The organism is Chitinophaga sp. Cy-1792 (assembly GCF_011752935.1).
Taxonomy (GTDB): Bacteria; Bacteroidota; Bacteroidia; order Chitinophagales; family Chitinophagaceae; genus Chitinophaga.
The window spans coordinates 226,760-247,541 of record NZ_VWWO01000002.1 but is presented as its reverse complement, the minus strand read 5'-3'; the positions used below and the strand labels follow the sequence as shown (position 1 = coordinate 247,541).

The following is a 20,782-nucleotide window of genomic DNA, read 5'->3' as shown; positions in this document are numbered from 1 at the left end:
AATAATTACAATAAAGGGATTTCTAAATCCCTGTTACTTTAACCAATACCCTACTATTCTGGAAATACCACCAACGACAAGTATATATATTGACCATTATTCAGATTAATATGGTATTGTATAAATCAAATAAGTTATTTTCAAATATTAATGTTAACCTTGTTGGCTATAATCTATATTACCCAACGAACTACACCCACCTATGAACCAAATCCACGAACTGGAATCTGAACTACAAACTATCCTGGACCAACTAAAAACTATTGACTTAGGTAATGGGGTCGGTGATATCTTAGCCTTGACAGCACAAAAAAGAAAGCTGCTCATAGCAGTGCATCAATTAAAATGGGCGCAGAGAAATCGCGCAGAAAGGCGACACTATCGGGAAGAAGAGCTATTAACGACCTACAAATACTTCCAGCGGTATGGGGAAGAAATCAGGGATGGCCTGGAATACAGGAAAACCTATCTGGCGATGATGGAAAGTCTTGAAAACTTACAGGAACACAGTGCAGGAGAGTTACATATACTTTACACCATCATCTGGGAAATACTGGACAGTAATTCCTTTGTAAACGTGAAAGAAAACCTCGCCTTAAAAATCTGCTTCAGGATGCTTGCTGAAAAAGTGGCAAGGGAACCTGAGTCACAGGTACTGCTGGATCAATATGCAATACTGATCCCATTGGAATATCCACTGCGTCATTCTGTTATAGGATCCTAACGCTTTACTTTCCTTTTACCAATCGTGCATATAGCTGCTGCGATCCATCGCTGCTTACCTTATACAACATCCATACATCAGCACCAGCAGCTTCCAGGTGGAAGGTATTTGCCGGATCCGCCAATGCAGCTTTGACCCAACGCGGAAAAGCATTGGCAGCCCTGGCTTTTTCCCAGGTGCTGATCACTTTAAAGATGGCCTCCTTCTGCGGACAGCCCTCTACATCTTTCTGGTTAAGGTAAAGACTATACGTAGTTCCTACTCCTACAGAAATGGCTTGTATATGCTCATATGCTGCCGGTGTAGAGGTAGCAGTTATTGGAAAATTACCGCCCATACCAACAGGGAAATAATTGGCATAGGTAACATCCCTGAGGTCCTTACCCTGACTGGTGGTACTTCCCCATTCCCTCGTAGTGGCGTCGTACAAATTTTTACCACCACCTACATTCCAGATACTCTGATAATGCCAGGAACCTTCCGACAAAGTAGCGCCGGTAAATCGAATGGAAGGCAAGCCTAATTGGGCAGCCCTGTCAAACATCCGGTGAAAGAAGCGCTTGGCGGAATAATAACCATGACCATTGTTAAATAAAAACTCCTGTCCGTCGAAATCATAATAGCCCAATCCATTGATAGCACATACGTTGGCATAATAGGCAGCTATTTCATCTTGCAAGGCCATATTGGGAATAATACCATCATAACCATAATTGACGGTCACCTGTAGCTTATAAATGGTATCACCGGCGCTATGTGCGCTGGGTGATGTACCCCAATAACCCCGCTGCACCTGCAGCAACCGGTATGGCGCCTTATCAGAAACACCCAGGTAATGTATCAGCTCCTTACCGATTTTAACCATGTTAAGATTGGCGCAATGCCCTTCCCAGCTGGCAACCTCTTCAAGATATCGGGGATCGTTTACCAGGATAACGGTATCTGCCGGTTGAATGCCAGCTACCAGCAAACGCCTTTGCTGATAACACAAACTATCGGATGGTACCGGACTGGCATCCATCGTTCCGGGGGCCAGCGAATTGGTGATGGTAGTCCGCCCGATTGTAATGCCAGCCTTTGCGGCCAGTGCAGAAAATGCTTTATGTGACATATTCCCTGCTGTCAGATGAATAGGGCGCTGCTCAAAGTCTTTTCCGTCAATATATCCGCCATTGCCGCGATCAGGCCGCAAAAATCCCTGATCATACAGACTAATCGTTTTGAATCCCAGCCGGGAAGTATAAGCGATGATACTATCGTTCAGATTACCGCTGGTAATAGCATCCGGCACATAGGCAGCAGGATCCTTTACCCACCGGCCATTGATGGTCGGATAAGGCAATCCTTCTGACAAAACAATGTTTTGTACCACATCCAGCAACGCCGTACTGTCCGGGCTTCCCCACAAGGCAATGGAAGATCCTATATAATCCACGCCTGGTAAAGGTTCTACTGCTATATGATTAGGAATATTGGCAGCCATATGCGGAATCAGGGAATAATTTACTTCGCGGGGAATAGTCCTGTCGCGGGACTGATACGTAATAGATATCCTTCCCTTACTATCCACTTCGGCAGCATTGCCGTACATGATGCGATACCAGGGTTCTTTATGACCATAGAACGCTACATCACTGATACCATCTCCACCCAGCGAAAACACCTGTCCCTCGTGTAATGTATCCGGCAAAGGATAGCGAATGGCGTCAGGAGAATGGATAATATATTGAAATGGCGCGGCATCAGCTTCCGTTGCAGCAGTACCACCCAGTGTGTTATCATTCAGTGCCAGCATACCTATGGCATAGTTAACAGCAGCACTGGTATCTCTGCTTACGCCAATAATCTCCCCCAACAGGTTAGTGATATTGGTATGATACCCACCCCATTGAATGACATCCACACCATTTTTCGGCGCCAGCGATTGCAGGGTTAGTTTTAAATATTTTTTATAGGGTGAGATGACCACCTTCGCCACAGATCCATTGGCATAACGCAGCCGGATGGTTGCATCTGCTTTTTGATAGGTTGCCGCCACCGGCTGATAATAAACATGCTTTCTGCTGTCATACAAACTCATTAGCGGCGAAGGCTTATCACCAGGACTAAACTCCCTGGCCGGATGTACCGTAGTATTCTGCATACTGGTAATCCATCCTTTGTTGTTGATTTGAATTTTGAAATAGGAAGTGCTAAAGTCGGCCTGACCATAGCCGGCAATAGAAAACACCACGCCTATGAGTAAGGCGCAGATTTTTTTTACAGACATCATGCTTGCTGTTATTGTGGAATACATTGTTCACCGTCTGTCAATGATGGCATTGACAATATCAAATATAAATGCAATATGGAAGTAATACCAGTTCTATATTGACTGATTCAGGATGTAAATTGATTAGCAGGATGATGGAAAAAATGCTGTAATACCTGGCCATGTTTGTTACCTAAGTGTTAACGTGGCGTTAGTCTCTGCTATGGGAAAGGATTTCCGTTGATAGCGGCTCGAATTTGATTTGTCATGTCGTGATATACCCTTCACTGCCTGCTTCTGCGATGCAGCATGATTTTGTTTATCGACAACGAACTATCGCTGGTTTTAATTTTTAACACTCGATTGAATTAGGCTCATACAGGCCAGGAGCCTGCATCTTGTACTATCTGACACGCGGGAAATTTTGTTAGCTAAGTGTTAAATCTGGGTTAAGGCCAATCCAACCGGAGTATTTATGTTGAGAATGGGAATTCTTTTAAGATAGGGATATCTGTGTCCTGTAAAATGATACAGGTCAGATAATCTGAAGTTCTTATGATAAACCCGGAAAGTCTTAACAGAAAAAGTTTGAACAGGGTGCATTATTCGGGAATAATATTTATTTATAATACAGTATATCCGAACGCACCACCAAACTATTAAAAAATATATAATGATATATATGCTATTAGATAACAAAACAATTACTTAACCGGCTTTAATAACGACATTCAATTTGAAGTATTTTATTAAAGCCAGCCCCAGGGCCGGGGCCGACTTATAAATAGAAAAAATATGCATTTTTTCCAAATACTTGAATATTATAGTTTTCGTTTTATTGTAGATATCCTTTTTTTTGTACTTGAAAACAGAAGACTGCTGATCAAAGACCCATCAATATTCAAAGCGATACTAACGGATTTTATTACCGAAAGATGGTGTAAAAAAATATTGGTGAGATTAATCATTGAATTGGTAACGCTCCTGATTCATAAACAGTTTTAACTTAATGGCAAGGGAAGTGTCAAACCGACATTTTCCTTGCTATTTTCTTTCATATCATCAAGAAAAGAAGTTATGACAATTTTCTTAAACAACAATATAAGCCATGAAAGCTAAATTGTAGTCATTGTTTATGCCAGCTATAAATAAAAATGACGCTCCCGGCATTTTTATAAAAACTTTCTCCCTAATAGAATACCATAAATATAAGGTAAATCTGAAAACCAAATTACCACATAAGCGCTGCCCCTTACCAAAGGCTGTAATTTCTCACCAGGTGCTGGAGTATTGTAGGTTTGATATCTCCGATTATTATATTTTAACCATATCAATCAAGTCTCATGAGGCTGCTATAATGAAAGCGAAGCCAATAAATAATTTTACTTAACAAAAGTAATGGTGAACAATGAAGTCTTTTTCCGTTTATTTTTCCAATTTCTAAAATAATGTCTAATCTTTTTTAAATAACTCTCCTAAGGCTAAAGCATTCAATAACATACAAGGTATACATTTATTCCAGGTGAAATTCTTCTCAGGTCTGTTTCATCGGGGTGTAAGTGTATTTTCCGGCTTTTATTTCATTTTTGCGCATATCTGGGTAATATTGCAGCTAAAGCTTCTATTTTATTCCACGGACTTGACAATAGCCACTACAATAAGTATGACAACTATTAAATACAAAAGCGTTTAATATTCACATCGTACTATTATTCACCCAAATTAATCAGGTACGCCAAAACGTCTTTATAACTTTCCTGCGGCGTATAGTCCATACACCTTGCCTGCGGCTTGTTTTTGTTTGGGAGGAAGGGGATCTATGAAAAAGCGGGGGAAGTGATCGATAATATTTTGTCCTAATAAGGAATACTTCATATTTGCAACATTCAATTTTTCCAGGTCCTTAAAAAACAATTTAAATGAGAACCTAACGTTATCAAATGAACGCGACTCAAAAAGCTCCAGCAGTATTTCCTGAAGCCTGCTAAACAAACCATCTATTATCTTTTTACGATCTAACTTTAAAGCCTCCCTGTTTAAATCACAAACCTCAATGGTAGCTTTCCCTCTATCCGTGACACCAATTATTGACCCATCCGGATCAAAACCAAAATGTGCTTCCACATCATCGACTTCCGGATTTAACAGCCTGGGATATTCTGCAATTAACATTGCTCCTGTAATTAATCTACAGCTGTCGTTGACCTTATTTGCCGCACTAAAGAGTGGGTGATAAATCCTTGTTCCATCTATGGGAAATTTATTTGATTTACTCAAATTACACTTTTCACATATCAGGATCAGGTTAGACCATTCATATCCCAACCAGTAATATCCTTTCGATTGAGCATCATCTTTAACATTACACTTTGGCCGGAAATGATCTACCCTAAAAGATGCCCCGGCGAGCGTATTTGTCTCGCAAAAGGCACATTTGCAGTGGTAGATCAACTCTAATTCACTGATGCATGAATCTCTGTAATAATAGGTCGAAAACTTATGACCCTCTTGGGAAATAATTGCTTCTTTGATTTTTTCCTGGCAATTGGGACTAATCAACCTTGCTGGTGGAGTAACAAAATCTTTAACTATCCTTCGCATAGCAATTAACTGATTTCAGGAAAATCAATATCACTGTTTTCTATATCATCAAGTTTACGTTTGACATCCTGCACTTTACTATATTCATCAAACGAATCTTCTGTACTTACGTTACCAATATTTTCATTGTTGATCTGGGTAATATTATCCATATCAAACAGCGAGGAAGTTAGCAATACATTTGGCAACAGATGCTCAATATCGATAAATACTCTTTCTACAGTGGCATCCTCATCCGGCTGTTTCGAAACTTTCAGAAACACAGAATTTTTGGGTGCTCCAAGGAAAGGAATGACACTGTGGGTCGTAACAATAAACTGAATATCTGGAAAGGTTTGTGATAATAAAGTTGGTAATTGCCGCTGCAATTTGGGATGCAGATGCACATCTAATTCATCAATCAATACAATACCTGCAAAATCCCTGGGGTCATCTAACTCTGGTTCGATATTAAAGATCCTGCAAATCATATCACCCACCATTGCAATGATACTTCTTGTACCTGATGCAAGCAGGCTAAAAGAAATGTATCCATCATTTCCTTCAGATTTTACATCTCCATCCAGATATACAATTTGTTTTACAGCCGAATCATATTTTATATCTTTCAGATGAGGAATTATTGTGCAGAATATATTTTTGACAATGTTAAACCTGGAAGGATTTTCGAAATGCCATAAGAGTAAAGGATACTCTATATTCATCAACCTACCATCCGGATGAAAAAGGGAATAATGCTTCAAACCATAGGCAGATTCTTCGTTTTGGCTGGAATTCGCCTGAATTAAAAGACGGGAAGGGCCATAGGCTAAAAGATGACTCAAGGAGTAAATTCTGCCTTCAGAATTATTGATTAAGTTGACACTTTCACATTTAAATTCGACTCCAATCTTAGTTTCAGATACATCTACCAAAATCCTGTCTTTATCGCGTGGCCCATTCAAACCAATGAATATTGCTTGTAATAACGAAGATTTTCCTCGGCTATTCTCTCCAGTAATAAAAATCCATGGTGCATCGATGGGCAGTTCACTAATTTTAACATTTCGCAAACCATTATAATTTTGAACTGCAATCGTTTTAATCGCATAAGTCATAACTGCAGAGGCCTGCGTAAAAACATCCGGGGTGAAATCATGCAGTAATGCCCGATCCATTGCTCTTTTTTCAAACGCAATGACTTTGTCTATGTAAAAAAGAGCTGATTCCCGAATTTCGTTTTCATCTGCTCCCTCTCTGCTAGAAATATTCATTTCTAATCTAGAACCCTCTGTCTTCAGATCAATTGCCCTTAAATCATTATGAAATACCCGATGCACCTTTTTCACCTTCTCCAATTCCTCCTGAGACCATTTACCGTATAACTCCATCGAGGATAATAATCCATCCAGTTTCAATCTTGCATTTTCTAAGATATCCAAATTTACAAAACCCTTCTCTTCAATAGAATTACCAGATTTATTTAACTCATTGGCTATAGGATTTGTCACAACATTTTGCTGAAGGTCTTGCATCGCCGGTTCCAATTCCTTATTCCACCCTTCAAGCGTCTCCACAGGAATATCTGAAAAAGTCTTCACCAACTCTTCATATGACAAGCCATCATTCTTCAGCTTGATGAAATAATTATGCGCCTTATGTAATTGATTTTTTTCCATTTTCGAGAATTTCAATATGATTGAAATACTCCCAAATATATCCTATTTAGTTTAGAGCGGGAGCTGTGAAGGAGTATAAATTTGATCAAAGAAAATTAGCATTATCAGATCCAAACTAATCAAACCTGCTAAAAATAAAAAAGGCTAAATCTCTTCAGATTTAACCTTTTCTCTGTGATCCCGCTGGGACTCGAACCCAGGGCCCATACATTAAAAGTGTATTGCTCTACCAACTGAGCTACGGAATCAATCACACCCGTGTTTGTAACGGGAGTGCAAAGATAGGAATTACCTGATTCCTGCCAAATTTTTTTGAAAAAATATTTAAATATCTGAAAATGAGCTGTTTACTTACCGGTGAAAATAGCCTTGTATCGTATCACCGGATCATCCTTCTGCGAAGCATCCAGGATATGTAGCTGGTTATATTTCCCCGCTACCCAGTCCGCTACTGTATTATCATAATACGGCGATCCCGGATTACCACTCTGTCCGCCAGGATAAATACCATACGCTTCCGTTTTCCCTGTCAGCTGTACAATCATCCTCCACGAAGGACCATGCGTCTTCTTGGTAGCATTCACCACATTGGCGCCACCACCAGTGTTCAGGTTCATCGCACTGAAAGCCGGCAACGCACGCGTTAAATGACGGATGTCTGTGCCGCGGTACTTACCCCAGGCCAGCTTCCCTGCTTTATCTACCGGCGCGAGGTCTCTTACTGTGGCAATAAATGATTCATATACCAGGTCCGATAATGTCTCCTTTGCCGGTGTATGTACATTATCAATAAAGTGATTGCTGGTATCTTTCAGCAACAGCATCAACGTAGCGGTCGATTGCGGGAAAGGCAACGCCACACTATCATTCGGCTGCAGGTTATCCAGCCATAAGGTATCTTCAAAATGTGACCACATCACATTGAAAAGTGTGCCGCCGCGACTATCCGCCGACTGCACCGCATCCCAGTTAACCAGCTCCTGCCAGTAGCCACGCTGCTGCGCATTTAAGCCAGCGGTATCCATATGCTGCCTGAACAACTTGATCGCTGTAGCGGCAAAAAGATTCTTGTTATCGTTCTGTAACCCCATCATATCCTGCGGCGTAATACCCGACATCTCTGCCAACCGCTCATTGATCCGCTTGCCACGGTACAGGTCAAACTCCCCATACAGATTGTACGGATAGGTATCATCCGTTGCACGCTGATTCGCCGAGCTGACAAAACCCCTCGCAGGATTCTTAATATGCGGCAACTCTCCGTGCGGAATATATCCCTGCCATGCGAAAGTACTGTCGCCACCAGGCATGATAAATTTGCCCTGGTCTTTCCAGCGTGCAGGATATTGACCATTATGCCAGATGCCTATATCGCCGTCTTTATCCGCAAATACGAAGTTCTGGGCCGGACACTGATACGTACTCAATGCATCCAGGTAATCGTCGTAATTCTTAGCCCTGTTCAGTTTCAGAAAAGTAAGGAATTCGTTGCTGGGGTCCAGCGCTTTCCAGTGCATCGCCAGGAAATGCTGCCCGGTAGTTTTCTCAGGGAAGGTGTTATCAAACATCACAGGGCCCCAAACCGTATAGGCAACGGTATCATACACGGTAGTACCGCCGCGCACCAGGATCTTTTCTATACGCAGGTCCGCCTTGCGATAACTGCCGTTAAACATATATTCCGATTTACCGTTACGGAAATCCATACGGTAAAAATCTTTCACATCTTCCTCTCCATTCGTTACGCCCCAGGCTATATGGTCGTTGAAGCCGATGATCACACCGGGTGCTCCCGGCAAACTCGCGCCATATACGTTCATGGCAGGGGTATGTATCTGTACTTCGTACCATAAACTTGGTAAACTCAATCCCAGGTGCGGATCGCTGCAAAGTATAGGCGCGCCCAGCCTTGTTTTGCTGCCGGCCACCGCCCAGTTATTACTGCCATTTGCAGGATCTGGATTATTCATCTTATACTTCATATAGGCCGCATCCAGCGCCAGAATACTATCCGGCGGCGCTGTAACCTTCACCGTAGCCGGCGGATACACCGTCCCTTTCGGAATGATAGGATCTGTGCTATCCAGAAAATCCGGGTACATCAGGTTGAAGTCCCTGATATCAAAATACTGCCGCGCTTTCGTATAGCCAAGATCGTTAGCAAAGCCCGACAGGTCATGTGCCATATATTTCAGCAGGTATGCTGCATTGATCAGCTCCCATTTCTGAGGCTTGTAGTCAAGCAGTTTATATTCTACCGGCAATGTAGCATCTGTTAGTGTGGAGATATAGGCATTTACGCCTGCGGTATAGGATTCCAGGGCCTCTTTGGTGTCAGGGTTGGCCATCATCATTTTCAGCGCCTGCTCCGCACCATAGCCCATCCCTCTGCGGCGGGCCTCCCGGTCGTAATCGATCATCTTAGGACCCAGGATTTCTGATAGCCTGCCGGCAGAAGCAAAAGTCTGCAACTCCATCTGCCATAGCCTGTCGCGGGCAGTTACATACCCTTGCACATAATAGGCATCGGCAGCATTGGAAGCGAAAATATGTGGCACCATGCGGTCATCGAACCATACTTCTGCACTGCCTTTAAAGCCTGGTAACCTGATCTCCTCCTTCTTCTCATCTATAGGCTCGGCATTTACCCAGAAACCCTGTTGCGGGCTTAACAACTTTCCCAGTGGAGGAACAGACCCTATTTTGGTGTTCAGCGCCCAGGTCAACGACAAGGTGATGGCGCCGGAAATTACTGCGGGGATTATTCTCATATTACTTCATGGAATGTAATATGTAAAATACATCAAATTTGTTTGAAAACCATTATTGTTTTAAGACGCCCAGCAACTGATCTATTTCTGCAGTGGTATTGAAACTATGCAACACCACACGCAACCGCTCTTCCCCTTTAGGCACCGTAGGATGTAGTATGGGCCGCACATCCAGCCCCGCCGCCTGCAAGGCTGCCGCCACTGTTCTCGTATATTCGTTCCCTTTAGTAATGATCGCCTGTATGGGTGTATCGCTGTTAATCAGGGTCAGATGCGCGGCGTTCTGCCGGAAATAGTTCCTTAATGTCTCCAGCTGTATCCGCGCGTCCGGCATATACGGGAACAGACTGTATGCTGCCTGTATAGCCGCCATGGCTGCCGGCGGCAAAGCGGTAGTATAAATAAACGCCCTGCAGAAGTTGATCAGGTAATCACGTAAGATGGTGGAACCCAATACTACCGCACCATGACACCCAACTGCCTTTCCGAATGTATGTACCCTCGCAAAGCATTGCGCCGCCAATCCCAGGTGCTGCACCAATCCCTCTCCCCTGCTGCCTATCACACCTGTTGCATGTGCTTCGTCTACAATCAGCAGACAATTCAGCTCTTTACACATCGGCGCTAGCAGCGCCAATGGCGCCATATCGCCATCCATCGAATATACAGACTCCACTACCACAAATATATTCCCGCTCCCGCGTTCTATTTTCTGCTGCAAATCGATGATATCGTTATGTTTAAATGCCCAGGATTGTGCATGGGATAAACGAATGCCATCCCTTATACTGGCATGTATCAACTGGTCATAAATAATGGTATCACCTTTCTGCGGCACCGTGGCAAATAACCCCAGATTGGCATCATAGCCGGAATTAAAGATCAGCGCTGCCGGCGCCTGATGAAAGGCGGCCAGGTCCTGCTCCACTTCTTCTATCCAGGGGTAATTACCCGCCAGCAGCCGGGAACCTGTACTGCCCATCCCATAAGGCCGGTCCTGTAAAAGATTGTGCACCGCTTCCTGCATAGCCGCACTGCGGGCCAATCCCAGGTAATCGTTGGAACAGAAGTCTGTCAACCCGCCCGACACACGCAGGCTACGGAAAGAATGCTGCTCCCGGCGCTCCTGTAGCTGTTTACGTAATATATCTTCCATAGTGCTGATTCTTATGCCAAACCTGGCAAGTTAACCGAATGACGCGTATCTTCGCAAAAATTATCTCACTGCTGATATTATGAGTAAAGTTTCTATATTAGGCCTGAAACTCCCTTCGGATCCCCGCTGGGTCAATCTCGCCGCCATTTCCCTTCAGGATATCCTCACAGACCACGCCTATTGCGAACAAAAGGCAGCCTCTTCTGCGATATCCCTTATCCAGCGCAACCCCGACAGAGAACGACTGGTAGCCGAACTGGCGCCCATAGTTACTGAAGAATGGGGACACTTCCGCCAGGTACTCGCCGAACTCAAAAAGAGAGGGCTCCCTCTGGGTAAACAAAGAAAGGACGAATATGTTAATGCCCTGCTCAACTTTAAAGTAAAAGGCGGCAGCGCAGAAGATTCCCTCCTCGACAACCTCCTCATCTTCGCCCTCATCGAAGCCCGTAGCTGCGAACGCTTCCGGCTGCTGAGCGAAGGCCTCGAAGATGAATACCTCCGCGAATTCTACCGTAAGTTCATGATCTCTGAAGCTGGCCACTATCGCCTGTTTATAGATCTGGCCAATGAATATTTTCAAGAAGATAAAGTAAGAAACCGCTGGCAGGAATGGCTCCTCCAGGAAGCGGAAATCCTCAAAGAAATTGAAGTACGTGGCGACAGAATGCACTAGAAATTAAAGCCCAGGTTGACATAAAACGCCACCTTACCGCTTTGATCACTATACATAACAGTACCTTCTATCGGCCCGAGCCGGCTACTATAGCCCGCTCCCAGCCCATAGCCACTCAGATATTTATATTTACCGGAGGTGCTGGCGTTTAAATCATAAACGGCAGCACCTATCCTTGGTATCGCAAATACATTTCTCAGAAACTCCCACTGCCACGCTACCTGCACCGCACTGATACTCGTAGTCGTCACCTGCCCCTCATACAGCCCCACAAACGGCACCTGGTTATGCATCACATCATTCATCCCACCCACAAAATAGGTATTCACACCAGACACCTCTCTCCCGAAATTAACCATACCTGTAGCATCTAACTCTAAAACAGCTCTATCATTAAATGGTATATAATACTTCATCTTCAGATTCGCATACTGAAAATTATTAAAGGTAATCCCCGCACTGTCCACATCTATCGGCGTACCATTGGCACTTACCCTGATACCGGAATGCTGATTGTAGATATACCCCGACTGAAAATTCAATAACATTCCACGTGTCGGATAAATCTTTCTGTCGAGGGAGTTGATTCCAAAATATCCATAGGAATTCATCTGATTGGTGCTGCCTCTCAACTCAAGATAAGGACTGAGCGTAGGTTTATACTTGATATACTCCCAGTTGGTTCCCGCTCCAATAGCCATGATACCGTTAAAGGCAAACTGCACGTTCATACCCACCCTGGCAAACTTATTCCGGTATTGCTGCATTTTGTCGAAATGCTCGTCATAGAAGATGATACCATTATTTTCGTAATAGGTATTCAGGCCGAAACCGAAGTTACGCCTGCGTCCCAGGTATTTGAAATATTCTGCCTGCAAACGCGGATTTTCACTGATACCCAGCGATACAAAGGAGCGCGAGTTTTTAATGATAAAATTTCTTTGGGTCAGGTTGATAATCGCCATTGCATTGGTAAACGTATTATAGTTCAATGCAAACTTCACAGACGTAAGCGAATTCTCTTCCGCGGTAATATCCATGCGGCTTTTACCATATCCTTCCGGCGACAAACTATACGTGATCAATTTATAAAAGCGTGTCCCGAAAACATTATCCACGGCATTTTTCAGCTGCTCTGCGCTGTAACAGCCACCAGGCTTCAATCGCAGACGCTGAATAAAAAACTTCTCATCTGAATGTACCAGTCCGCTCACGTGTATACTACTCAGTTCTATATCTGTCGAAAATGGTAAACGATTGCTGACAAAGGTTTCCGGCTGAATTTCATTCAATGAATCAGCCAGATGTTTAAAATAAGGGTACATCTCCCGACCTACCCGTTTACCGGCTTCTATTATGGAATCTACACTACCGAAACTGGCTGCTGAATAAGGTTCCAGCTCTTTTTGCAGGGAGATATACACATCACATAACTTCCGCTCCATTTCAAAATCTGCTGCATCTTTATAAAAGCCTAACTGGTAAATAATATCTATCGGCGTAATCAGCTGGTCTGCTTTTCTGAGTCCACCGCTTACATTGGAGCCGATGACGATATCTGCTCCCATCTCTTTGGCGGTGATCACCGGGAAGTTACGTACAACGCCACCGTCTACCAGCTTGCGTTTCCCGATGGTAACAGCGGTAAATACAGACGGAATGGCCATGCTGGCACGCAGGGAAGTCACCAGCTCTCCACTGTCCAGCGTTACGATCTGACCGGTGGCCACGTCTGTGGCAACGCACTTAAAGGGAATATTGAATTTGGTGAAGTCTTTTTCATCTTTTGCCGGCCAGCATAATTTGGCCAGCTGCAGCCACAGCGCCTCCCCGGAAATCACGCCGGAAGCCAGTTTTGGCCTGCCGTATTCAAAAGGAATCTCTATGATATATTTGTTGTACTCTGCTTTTTCTTCGTAGGCGATATCCCGGATATTGGGCTGGTTACTGAAAAGTGTATTCCAATCCATCTTCCGGGCGATGGACTCAATAGAATCACCGGAATACCCTAACGCATACAACCCTCCGATAATACTCCCCATACTCGTCCCCGTTAGATAGTCAATTTTTAGCCCTGCACTATCCAACGCCTCCAGTATACCAATATGAGCCAGGCCTCTTGCGCCGCCACCACTGAGGGTAAGGCCCATTTTAGGACGTCCACTCCCCTGCTGCCCGTAGGCAACGGTATACACACTAAATAATACGATCAGTAAAATGTATCTGTTGATTCGGTAACGTCGTCCTGGGTTCATGGTTCTGATTGCACTATTCTAAAGATAAAGAAAGATTGTATGCGGACTTCTCCTTTTTCCTGTTTGTCACTCGATAAATATTTATTAATTTATGCAGATATCTTATTCCACTATCCATTTACACGTTTATGGAAACACTAACCAGATCTAAGTCCATATCTGCCACGCAAAATATCTGGCAGGTTATCCTGGCTTCATCGGCCGGTACACTGATAGAATGGTATGATTTCTACATCTTTGGTAGTTTATCAGCCATTATTTCAGAGAAATTTTTTCCACCGAGCAATCCTGACCTGGCGTATATCTCCACGCTGGCCTTTTTTGCTGCCGGTTTCATTGTAAGGCCTTTCGGGGCCATCGTTTTCGGCCGCCTGGGTGATATTGCCGGCAGGAAATATACGTTCCTGCTTACCCTACTGATCATGGGAGGCTCCACCTTCGCCATAGGCCTCATTCCCAGCTATAAGACCGCCGGGATCATAGCCCCCGCGCTGGTATTGCTGCTACGGCTATTGCAAGGCCTCGCCCTTGGCGGAGAATACGGCGGCGCCGCCACCTATGTTGCCGAACACTCCCCTGCCGATAAACGCGGCTACTATACCAGCTTTATCCAGACAACCGCCACACTGGGCCTGTTTGTATCGCTGGGCGTTATCCTGGCCACCCGCACCAGCATGACCTCCGACGCCTTCAACGCCTGGGGATGGCGTATCCCCTTCCTGCTCAGTATACTGCTGGTGATCATGTCTTACTATATACGTATACGCCTGCACGAATCGCCTTTATTCGCACAAATGAAAAAGGAAGGCAAAACCTCCACCAACCCCATCAAAGAAAGCTTTGGCAACAAAGAGAACCTGAAACTGGTACTCATTGCGCTTTTCGGCGCAGCCATGGGACAAGGGGTGGTATGGTATACCGGCCAGTTCTATGCATTGTCCTTCCTGCAAAAAACAATGAACATAGAATTTGTGCAGTCCAACCTTATCATTGCAGCCGCACTGCTGCTTGGCACTCCATTCTTTATTTATTTCGGTAGCCTGTCAGACAGAATAGGCCGTAAAAAGATCATGCTCAGCGGTATGCTCATTGCAGCATTGGCTTACTTTCCGATATATTCCGCCATGGACAACATCGGTAATGTCGGCAGAAAAACAGAAGATGTTACACAATACCGCATAGAAAGCAACTCTCATACAAATGATAAAGGTGAACAGGTAATGGTATCTACCAAAATACACACCTACACCGACGGCACCATCCTGAAAACAACCGGTAGCAAAGAAGAAAAGAATGAGAAAAACGAAATCACGGTGAGTCGGACCAATATGATTTTCCTGATACTGCTGGTGTTCGTACAGGTATTTTTTGTAACGATGGTATATGCACCGATAGCGGCATTCCTGGTAGAATTATTCCCTACACGGATCAGGTACACCTCTATGTCGCTGCCGTATCATATCGGTAATGGGGTATTCGGCGGATTGCTGCCAACCATTTCTACAATTCTTGTTACGGATTATAAACATCACCTCGCAGGGCTCGTATACCCCATCGCGATTGCATTGATCTGCTTTGTTGTGGGGATGTTTACCATCAAAGATAATAGAGGCGCTGCGCTATAGCGCTGTTTTTATTTTACTTCTTTAAACGGGAAAGGGTTGCCTTCGGCAACCCTTTCCCGTTTAAAGAAGGGATCCCGCAGGCCTTCGGCCTGCGGGATCCCTTAAACCCTACTATAAAAGTTGTTGCTGAAACGCTGTCAACAGCGACTCCAGCTGCAAATCAGCATTAGTTGCCTGCAACTGATTTATCTTACCTATATACGTTTTAACAAACTGCTGATGTTGCGGCGTAGCCGGATTGAAAGGCCTGTGCGCCGCTGCCCTGCTGATATCCGCAATGGTATGTAATATCTCCTGCGAAGCAGGATGAATACAGTTTTCCACGACTTTATCCCAGACATAGGCAATGGCCTGCCCATTAGGATGTACCATATCTTCTTTATAAAAGCGGTAATCCCGCAGGTCATCGATCACCAGCTCATAGGCCGGAAAATAATACAGCCGGTCAAATTTGTTGACAAGATGATGTACCGCCTGTAGCAGCACCGCTTTGCTGAGGTTATTCTCCACCACACCATCCCGGATATATCTCACCGGACTCACGGTAAACAGCAGCTTCACTTTTTTGTTGCGGAAAAACAGCCGGTGCATCACATTATCCAGGGCGGTAATAATTTCTTCTGCACCTATCAGCTTTTTGTAGAAATGACCTGCAGGGACCTTGTGATTATTGGCGACCAGTTTATTATTCTCTTTCAGAAAATGTGCATGTGCAGATCCCAGGGTGATTACCAGCCAGTCTGCCTGCTCCAGGTAAGCCGCGGCCTCCTGCTGATGCCTGTTAATCCGCTCCAGTACTACATCTGCGCTGGTATCGGAAAATCTGCTGTGATGGTCCCAGCTATGCCAGAGATCATTATGCAGGAAGAGATCATTTTTCGTATATACTTTCCCGTCGAGATAGGAAGTAAGTGCATGGGTGATACTCAGCGGATTGAAGAGGATCCCATGCGGATTGATCATCGTATTGAAACGGTGCGATTGCAGCTCCCCGCCTATTTCTTCTGCGAAGCAGGAGCCCATCAGCAACAGCTTGTCGCTGTACTGAATGGCCTCTTCCAAAGGCGTAATAGGAAAGCTCAGGTGAAATTGCATGTAATGCTGTTAATCTTTAAAAACTTTGTCTGCCAGCGCCTGTGCATGCAACAGCGCCTCACGGTCCAGCGATAACGGCGCCTGCTGCTTTTCACAGAAAGCGATCAGGTTTTCTGTAGCCAGATTGCCTACCAGCTCATCTTTGGCCATAGGACAGCCGCCAATGCCTTTCAGGGCGCTATCAAACCGGCGACAGCCATGCACCCAGGCAGCCTGCACCTTCTCCTCCCAGTTGTGCGGCGCAGCATGAAAATGCGCACCAAATTCCACTTTGGGATAGGCAGGTATCAGGTGACTGAATAAATTCGAGATAGTAGCCGGATCAGCCACGCCAACAGTATCTGCCAGCGAAATAGTATTGATCTCTACTTTTACCATTTCCTCTACCCAGCGTAATACTATTTCCGGACTGTAGGCATCACCATAGGGATTACCAAATCCCATGGAGATATATACCACCAGTTCTTTTTTATTTTTCAGGCAGAGTTCCTGCATAGTATGTACCTGCTCCAGCGATTCAGCAATCGTTTTATTGGTATTACGCAGCTGAAAGGTCTCTGATACGGAGAAGGGAAACCCCAGGTAGTTAATTTCATCAAACGCCACTGCCTCTTCCGCTCCACGAACATTTGCCACAATAGCCAGCAGCTTACTTTTGCTACCACTCAGCTGTAAACGGGGCAATACCTGCGCGGTATCTGCCATCTGCGGGATAGCTTTGGGAGATACAAAACTGCCGAAATCAAGGGTATCAAATCCTACTTTCAACAGTGCATTGATATACTCCACCTTCTCATCCGTGCTAATTAACCGGTGCCAGCCTTGCATGGCGTCTCTTGGACATTCTATCAGTTTAAGCATATGCGATGTTTGGAATTGGCAGTGTGAAAATCAGGCCCGGCTTACATCCTTTGTTTCATCGCTTCATACAGGATGATACCTGCTGCTACAGAAACGTTGAAAGACTCAAATTTACCGGCCATAGGGATACGGAATAATACGTCCGATGCCTTGCGAAGCGCAGGAAATACACCATGATCTTCGGAACCCATGATCACTGCCACCGGTTCTTTAAAATCACAGTCAAACAGCTGCGTCTCTGTTTCCATTTCGCTGGTCAGTACCTTAATACCATTCAGGTGAAGGGTATCAATGGCTTTCAGCAGACTGTTTACACGGCAGACAGCGATCTTCTCCAGGGCGCCGGCAGATGATTTCATGGCTTCTTCATTCAGTGAAGCAACACCCTTATCCGGGATGATGATCGCCTGGGCACCACAACATACGGCACTGCGCGCAATCGCCCCGATATTCCTGACATCGGTAATACCATCAAGAATCAGGAATAAAGGCGTCTCGCCCTGCTCTGTAACATGAGAAATGACATCCTGTAAGTCCAGGTAGGTTACATTACCAGCCAGCGCAATAACGCCCTGGTGATTGGCCTGGGTAAGGCCGTTCAGCTTCTCTACCGGTACCAGGTTAACAGGTATATTAAAATTCTGTGCTTGTTCTTTGATCTGAGGAATAATATCGCCGGTGGCAGTACGCAGCATAAAGATGCGCTCAATAGGCTTACCACTGTTGATAGCTTCAATTACCGGCTGACGGCCGATAATCAGTGAAGATTGTTTCGGGCGGGGACTCGAGAATTTCTTATGGTGAGCACCAGCGTGTTTATGATTAAATTTTCTTTCCATTGCCGCAAAGATACTCTTCCTTGCTGACATAGCGATTAATACCCTAACAGCTTCAGTTTCAGGCGCTGTATCGCCGCTACAGACAATGAATCCGTGATTTCATAATCCCTTACCATCCTGTATGCTTCTTCGAAAGGTACTTTCTTCACTGTCAGCTGCTCCGTTTCCTCCGGTGTAGATACGCCCTGCTCCAGCCCCTGCGCCAGATAGATCACCGCCGTTTCATCCGTTACGGAATTGGAAGTATCCAGCTTTACCAGCAATTCATATTCTTTTGCTATCAGCCCGGTTTCTTCCAACAGCTCTCTCCTGGCAGCATCCAGCGGATCTTCATCCAGGGCGCCACCGCCCTCCGGAATCTCCCAGCTGAAACGCCCCAGCGGAAAACGGTACTGACCCACCAGGTAGGTATTCATCTCCTCATCCAGCGCTATAACACCTACAGCGATGTTCTTGAAGTGAACCACACCATAAATACCGGCATTGCCCGCAGGATTCAGCCCCTCATGATGCGTAATACTAATCCAGTTGTTGTCATACTTCGTTTCACTGGAATGAATTTTCCAGGGATTGTTATGCATATCCATCCTGCAAATAAAATGAAAATAGATGATGATTAATTATACGGACAGATAATAATAGTAAGAATTTGAATCTTTTTTATATCCTTTTTTTTCATACAGTGACTGGGCATTGGTATTGGAAACATAGGTCTGCAACATCAGCCACGCAGCATCGGTATCTTTTGCCAGCGACTGCGCCGCATCCAGCAAGGCAGAGCCTGCACCATTACCACGATGCTCCTCCAGTACAAAAAGGTCATTCAGCAGCCAGGCCTTTTTCATAGACACAGAACTGAAAATCGGATATAACTGCACAAAACCTACAATTTCGTCCAATTCCATCGCTACAAAAATGGTACTATCTTTTTTTTCTATTCGCTCAGTGATATACTTCAGCGCACCATTGAAATCAGGAGCCTGATCATAATAACTGCGGTAGGCATCAAACAATACGGCTACTTCATTGGTGTGAAGGGCGGTGGCCTGTACAACTTCCATAAGATATATTTTAAATAAGATTTCCAGTCTCAAATTAACCCCTTTTCAGGAGAAATAGTTCAGCCACACATGGTTTGTGCATTATGTTTTCCGGGAGATTCTTTGCCTGCCTTTGGCAGGCAAAGAATCTCCCGGTTCATCGGGATGCCTCCGGCATCCCGATGAACCGGGAGGAAGAATTACTTTCGGTGATTCATTAAAAGATATAGCCCAGATGCCTGATCCGGTAGATACCGGCGCGGCATCTGACTATACTTCTACCTTAAAAAAAAATGCATCCTTTTCGTATAGCTATTACTGTTGGGATGCGAGTTTCTTATTTTTTGCCACTGCATTATTAACCAGGTAAACACCCCCCAGCGTCACCAGACTTCCCAGCCCCATCAGCCACGTCAGTCCTTCTTTCAACAATACCCATCCCAGCAATACCGCCACAATCGGATTAATATAGGCATATACACTCGCCAGCGAAGGCGGCAGATTATTCAATACAAACACATAGGCAGAATAACTTAGCAGTGACCCTACCAGGATCAGGTACAGCAAACTTTCCCACAGCTCCACTGTAAAACTGGCGGCTTCAATATGCTGCCCCATAAACAAAGTGGCGATCACCAGCATCACTACACCGCTGAAGAACATCTGAAAGCCTGCGCCATAGAGGAAATTGACGCGCAAGGCCCATTTTGCGGTAAGCACAGAACCCAATGCCCAGAAAACACAGGCCAGTACCGTCAGTATGATACCAAACCTGAAGTCGGGGTTCATTAAACTGGAAAGGTAATTATAAAAGATGCCTGCTACCCCTGCAAAACCCAATATCAGCCCTATGATCAGTTGCATACTCAGTCGGGTACGCTGTACCAGGAAATAACTGAAAAAGGTAATCCAGATAGGCACCGTGGCCGCAATGATAGCCCCCAGGCCACTGGGGATATATTGCATAGCCCAGGTAATAAGGCCATTACTGCCACATAGCATTAATACGCCAATGATAAAAAGCTTTGACAGTTCTATGCGCTCGGGTAGCTTATAGCCACGAAACAGGAAAAAGAGGATAAGGATAAGCCCTGCGGTTCCCTGCCGCAATCCTGCCAGCATCATGCCATGCATGTGCCGCACGCCTATATGGGAAGCCAGGTAGGTAGTCCCCCAGAATATACTTACTATCGCCAGCGCAATGTAAGCCATGGTCGTAGACTTACGCAT

15 protein-coding genes and 1 tRNA gene are annotated in these 20,782 nt (G+C 44.8%); 3 read left to right on the top strand and 13 right to left on the bottom strand.

Features of this window, described 5'->3' with window-relative positions:
* Nucleotides 1-202 precede the first annotated feature (202 nt).
* Nucleotides 203-724, top strand: coding sequence for a hypothetical protein (locus F3J22_RS15390; RefSeq protein ID WP_167018847.1), 522 nt, complete (start codon nt 203-205; stop codon nt 722-724).
* Between the two features lie 4 nt (nt 725-728).
* On the opposite strand, the gene F3J22_RS15385 is transcribed toward F3J22_RS15390, so the two are convergent.
* The 6 genes from F3J22_RS15385 to F3J22_RS15360 all read right to left on the bottom strand — a co-directional run bounded on the left by F3J22_RS15385 (nt 729) and on the right by F3J22_RS15360 (nt 11,161).
* Nucleotides 729-2,996: a hypothetical protein gene (locus F3J22_RS15385; protein WP_205195326.1), complete on the bottom strand. Its 2,268-nt coding sequence runs from the start codon at nt 2,994-2,996 to the stop codon at nt 729-731.
* A 1,725-nt stretch (nt 2,997-4,721) separates the two neighbouring features.
* Nucleotides 4,722-5,576 (bottom strand): hypothetical protein, encoded by an 855-nt coding sequence (locus tag F3J22_RS15380; RefSeq protein WP_167018846.1) that lies wholly within the window; start codon nt 5,574-5,576, stop codon nt 4,722-4,724.
* Nucleotides 5,577-5,581: 5 nt separating this feature from the next.
* Nucleotides 5,582-7,234: an AAA family ATPase gene (locus F3J22_RS15375; RefSeq protein ID WP_167018845.1), complete on the bottom strand. Its 1,653-nt coding sequence runs from the start codon at nt 7,232-7,234 to the stop codon at nt 5,582-5,584.
* A 175-nt stretch (nt 7,235-7,409) separates the two neighbouring features.
* Nucleotides 7,410-7,482 (bottom strand) — tRNA-Lys (locus F3J22_RS15370).
* Between the two features lie 99 nt (nt 7,483-7,581).
* Nucleotides 7,582-10,005: a penicillin acylase family protein gene (locus F3J22_RS15365; RefSeq protein WP_167018844.1), complete on the bottom strand. Its 2,424-nt coding sequence runs from the start codon at nt 10,003-10,005 to the stop codon at nt 7,582-7,584.
* A 52-nt stretch (nt 10,006-10,057) separates the two neighbouring features.
* Complete coding sequence (locus F3J22_RS15360) at nt 10,058-11,161, bottom strand: 8-amino-7-oxononanoate synthase (protein ID WP_167018843.1); 1,104 nt, start codon at nt 11,159-11,161, stop codon at nt 10,058-10,060.
* A 79-nt stretch (nt 11,162-11,240) separates the two neighbouring features.
* Between F3J22_RS15360 and F3J22_RS15355 the strand changes: the two genes are divergently transcribed.
* Complete coding sequence (locus tag F3J22_RS15355) at nt 11,241-11,837, top strand: tRNA-(ms[2]io[6]A)-hydroxylase (RefSeq protein WP_167018842.1); 597 nt, start codon at nt 11,241-11,243, stop codon at nt 11,835-11,837.
* Here F3J22_RS15355 and F3J22_RS15350 read toward each other — a convergent pair.
* Nucleotides 11,834-14,092: a patatin-like phospholipase family protein gene (locus tag F3J22_RS15350; RefSeq protein ID WP_167018841.1), complete on the bottom strand. Its 2,259-nt coding sequence runs from the start codon at nt 14,090-14,092 to the stop codon at nt 11,834-11,836. The genes F3J22_RS15355 and F3J22_RS15350 overlap by 4 nt on opposite strands.
* 128 nt (nt 14,093-14,220) lie before the next feature.
* Between F3J22_RS15350 and F3J22_RS15345 the strand changes: the two genes are divergently transcribed.
* Nucleotides 14,221-15,717, top strand: a complete 1,497-nt coding sequence (locus tag F3J22_RS15345) for an MFS transporter (protein ID WP_167018840.1) — start codon at nt 14,221-14,223, stop codon at nt 15,715-15,717.
* Between the two features lie 111 nt (nt 15,718-15,828).
* Here the strand turns inward: F3J22_RS15345 and F3J22_RS15340 are convergent, their stop codons facing one another.
* The 6 genes from F3J22_RS15340 to F3J22_RS15315 form a co-directional block, all read right to left on the bottom strand.
* Nucleotides 15,829-16,812 carry a GSCFA domain-containing protein gene (locus tag F3J22_RS15340; RefSeq protein ID WP_167018839.1) on the bottom strand — a complete coding sequence of 328 codons (984 nt, stop codon included), beginning with the start codon at nt 16,810-16,812 and terminating at the stop codon, nt 15,829-15,831.
* A 9-nt stretch (nt 16,813-16,821) separates the two neighbouring features.
* Nucleotides 16,822-17,673, bottom strand: a complete 852-nt coding sequence (locus tag F3J22_RS15335; RefSeq protein ID WP_167018838.1) for a hydroxymethylglutaryl-CoA lyase — start codon at nt 17,671-17,673, stop codon at nt 16,822-16,824.
* Between the two features lie 41 nt (nt 17,674-17,714).
* The gene (rlmB, locus tag F3J22_RS15330) at nt 17,715-18,512 is read right to left on the bottom strand and encodes a 23S rRNA (guanosine(2251)-2'-O)-methyltransferase RlmB (RefSeq protein ID WP_167018837.1); all 798 of its coding nucleotides are present in this window, start codon (nt 18,510-18,512) and stop codon (nt 17,715-17,717) included.
* A 35-nt stretch (nt 18,513-18,547) separates the two neighbouring features.
* Nucleotides 18,548-19,093 (bottom strand): NUDIX hydrolase, encoded by a 546-nt coding sequence (locus tag F3J22_RS15325; RefSeq protein WP_240155108.1) that lies wholly within the window; start codon nt 19,091-19,093, stop codon nt 18,548-18,550.
* A 39-nt stretch (nt 19,094-19,132) separates the two neighbouring features.
* Nucleotides 19,133-19,573 (bottom strand): N-acetyltransferase, encoded by a 441-nt coding sequence (locus tag F3J22_RS15320; protein WP_167018835.1) that lies wholly within the window; start codon nt 19,571-19,573, stop codon nt 19,133-19,135.
* Nucleotides 19,574-19,867: 294 nt separating this feature from the next.
* Nucleotides 19,868-20,782 (bottom strand): EamA family transporter, encoded by a 915-nt coding sequence (locus tag F3J22_RS15315; protein ID WP_167018834.1) that lies wholly within the window; start codon nt 20,780-20,782, stop codon nt 19,868-19,870.